Raw genomic sequence first — 3,468 nt, 5'->3', positions numbered from 1 at the left:
GGGAGGCGGCTTCGGCTTTGGGGGCCGCAGCGTCGGCATCGGCACCATCGTGGTTGCGCTGGTGGGCGGCTGGATCTTCGGCATCAACCCGATGACCATCCTGAGCCTGCTCAGCGGCGGCGGATCCCCCGCACAGGTGCAGCAGGGCCCGGCCCCCAAGCCGCCGGCCGATGACCGCATGGCGAAATTCGTCTCGACCGTGCTGGCGGACACCGAAGATGTCTGGACCGACGTGTTTGCCAAGGGCGGCGGCACTTACCAGAAGCCGCGGCTGGTGCTCTTTCGTGGCGCCACGCAAACTGCCTGCGGCCAGGGCCAGGCCGCCATGGGGCCGTTTTACTGTCCGGGCGACCAGAAGGTCTACATCGACCTGGGCTTTTACGAAACCCTCCGTAACCGTTTGGGAGCACCCGGCGACTTCGCCCAGGCGTATGTGATCGCGCATGAGGTGGGCCACCATGTGCAGAATCTGCTGGGCATTAGCGGCAAGATGGACCAGATGCGTGGCCGCGTCAGCAAAGCCGAATACAACGCCCTGAGCGTTCGCCTGGAGTTGCAGGCCGACTGTTTTGCCGGTGTGTGGGCGCATAACGCGCAGAACGCGCGCCAGATACTGGAGCAGGGCGACGTGGAGGAGGCCATGAACGCCGCCGCCAAAATCGGCGACGACGCCCTGCAGCGGGCCGGCGGCGGCGCGGTGGTGCCCGAAAGCTTCACCCACGGCACCAGCGCCCAGCGCCAGCGCTGGTTCGACACGGGCCTGAAAACCGGCAGCGTGAAGGCCTGCGACACCTTTAGCGCCCGCAGTATTTAGCCGGCAGCCAACAATTAAGAGTGAAATCGGGCTGTAGCCCTTTACTGACGCGCGCAAACAGCTATAAAATAGATAGCAATAAAGGGGTGTTGCCCCAGTGGCTGCCCTGGCCCAAATGGCCCTGAAAGCGCAGTGGGCCGGCAAAACCGGCATCGGGGCCTAAAGTGCGACAATAGAAGGCTGAGGAAGCGCTGCAACAGCCCCATCACGGTCGGTGACCGTGCCACGCCGGGCGGCCTGCCGCGCTCCCTTTCTTGTCAATGGTGCAGCGGTGCCGTTGGCTGCCAGCGCGCCGGTCCGCGCGCCCTTCGCAAGACAACCCGCAGAGTACCGCCGAGCCTTTTATGACATCCTCTTTTTCCAATCTTTCGCTGGCAGAACCGCTGGCCCGCGCCGTAGCCGAAATGGGCTACGAAACCATGACCCCCATCCAGGAACAGGCCATCCCGGTCGTCCTGCAGGGTAAAGACGTCATGGGCGCCGCGCAAACCGGCACCGGCAAGACTGCGGCTTTCGCGTTGCCCCTGCTGCAGCGCATGATGAAGCACGAGAACGCCTCGACGTCGCCAGCCCGCCACCCGGTGCGTGCGCTGGTGCTGCTGCCCACGCGCGAACTCGCCGTGCAGGTGGCCCAGCAAGTCGAGCTGTACGCCAAATACACCAATCTGCGCAGCACCGTGGTGTTTGGCGGCATGGACATGAAGCCGCAGACGGCCGAGCTCAAAAAAGGCGTTGAAGTGCTGKTGGCCACGCCGGGCCGGCTGCTTGACCACATTGAAGCCAAGAACGCCGTACTCAATCAGGTCGAATACGTGGTGCTCGACGAAGCCGACCGTATGCTGGACATCGGCTTTTTGCCCGATCTGCAGCGCATCCTGAGCTACCTGCCCAAGCAGCGCATCACCTTGCTGTTCTCGGCGACTTTTTCGCCTGAAATCAAGCGCCTGGCTTCCAGCTATTTGCAGGATCCGGTCACGATCGAGGTCGCCCGTTCCAACGCTACAGCTTCCACCGTCGAGCAGCATTTCTACAGCGTGGGCGCCGACGACAAACGCCGCGCCCTGCACCAGATCCTGAAACAGCGCGGCATGAAGCAGGCTTTTGTGTTCGTCAACAGCAAACTCGGTTGCGCACGGCTGGCGCGTTCCCTGGAACGTGAAGGCCTCAAGACCACGGCGCTGCACGGCGACAAGAGCCAGGACGAGCGCCTGAAAGCGCTGGAAGCCTTCAAGAAGGGCGAAGTCGACCTGCTGGTGTGTACCGACGTGGCGGCGCGCGGCCTGGACATCAAGGATGTGCCCGCAGTGTTCAACTTCGATGTTCCCTTCAATGCCGAAGATTACGTGCACCGCATCGGCCGTACCGGCCGGGCTGGCGCATCGGGCCTGGCAGTGAGTTTTGTTGCCAGCAGCGACCAGCGCCTGGTGGCTGATATTGAAAAACTGATCAAGACCAAGATCGAACTGGAGCCCATCGAGTTCGAGGAAGACCAGCCCCGTATCAGCGAGCAGGGCCGTATCAATGACGGCCGCCGCATGTACCGTGAAGGTGAAGAGGGCGGCCATGCGCGTGAAGCGCGCCAGCCGCGGGAGCGGCGCGAATACACGCCGCATCGCCAGCCGGCGGCGCCGCGTGACCCGTTTTTTGACCAGCCCTACGAACCAACCGCTGCGCCCGATGCCACGCCCGCCTGGGAAGCCGCCGCCAAAGCTGCCCCCGCGCGCAGCAGTGTGTCGGCCAATATCAAGCCGAAGAAAAAAGTCGCAGCGCTGTTCAAGACAGCCGGTTAAGACAACCGGCCAGGGTGAGCCGGTCCAGCACCGGTTCATTGCGGGGCGCTGAGCAGCGCCTCTACCCGATTTTCTCTACCAGTTTCCATATTCCCGTCGGTTCACGCCTACGGTGCGGGGAGCTGCTGTCCGGTTGGGTCTTTGCTGCGGGTTTCCTAAGCTTCCGGGATGATGGAGAAACCCGATCCGCATGTTCAGGCCTCGCCGGCCTTCGCGCTTTCTTCCCTTCAGAAGATTTTCAGGCCTCTTTACCGGCCCCTGTGGCAGGCCATCGGCCACTGGATTGATGCAGGCGGCATGCGCATGAGCGCGGCCATGTCGTTCTACGGCATCCTCAGCCTGGCGCCGTTGCTGGTGCTGATGGTGGCAGTGCTTGGCTGGTGGCTGGACCGCCGGTATATCGAAACCAGTCTGGTGGATCAAATCCGCAGCGTTATCGGCGCGCAGGGCGCACAGGTGGTACAGCAGGCACTTTCAAGTGCCCAGGCTCCTTCAGAGGGCATCACGGCTTCGCTGTTTGCTTTTGCGCTGCTGTTGTCGGGTGCGACCGGCGTTTTTGCCGAACTGCAGGATGCGTTTGAGCGCTTGTGGCGGCAAGGCAGTGGCGAGCTCCCGCAGCAGAAATGGTGGCACAGCGCTTCTTTGCGGTTGCGGGGTGTGGCCTACATCCTGGCCTTCGGTTTTCTCTTGCTGGTTTCGCTGGCGATCTCGACTTTTCTGAGTCTTCTCTCAGGCTGGGCGGGCAGTTATTTGCCGATTGAGAAGATCGCCTGGGTCCTCAATGAGGTCGTGTCTTTCTGCTTTTGCGTGGTGCTCTTTGTGGCGCTCATGAAAATGAGCGTGGGCCCCAAGCCCGCTTTACGC

The 3,468-nt window shown here is 62.5% G+C and carries 3 protein-coding genes; all 3 read left to right on the top strand.

Annotated elements, in window-relative coordinates; translation table 11 throughout:
- On the top strand, positions 1-814 hold an 814-nt coding region (gene ypfJ, locus AC1D1X_RS18765; protein ID WP_477698867.1), incomplete at its 5' end, for a KPN_02809 family neutral zinc metallopeptidase.
- Between the two features lie 344 nt (positions 815-1,158).
- Complete coding sequence (locus tag AC1D1X_RS18760; protein ID WP_477698866.1) at positions 1,159-2,604, top strand: DEAD/DEAH box helicase; 1,446 nt, start codon at positions 1,159-1,161, stop codon at positions 2,602-2,604.
- A 168-nt stretch (positions 2,605-2,772) separates the two neighbouring features.
- Positions 2,773-3,468, top strand: a 696-nt coding sequence (locus tag AC1D1X_RS18755) for a YihY/virulence factor BrkB family protein (RefSeq protein WP_477698865.1), incomplete at its 3' end; no start/stop codon positions are given.

This window comes from Polaromonas sp. P1_G4, from assembly GCF_056405475.1.
This window is presented reverse-complemented; position numbering and strand designations above follow the sequence as displayed.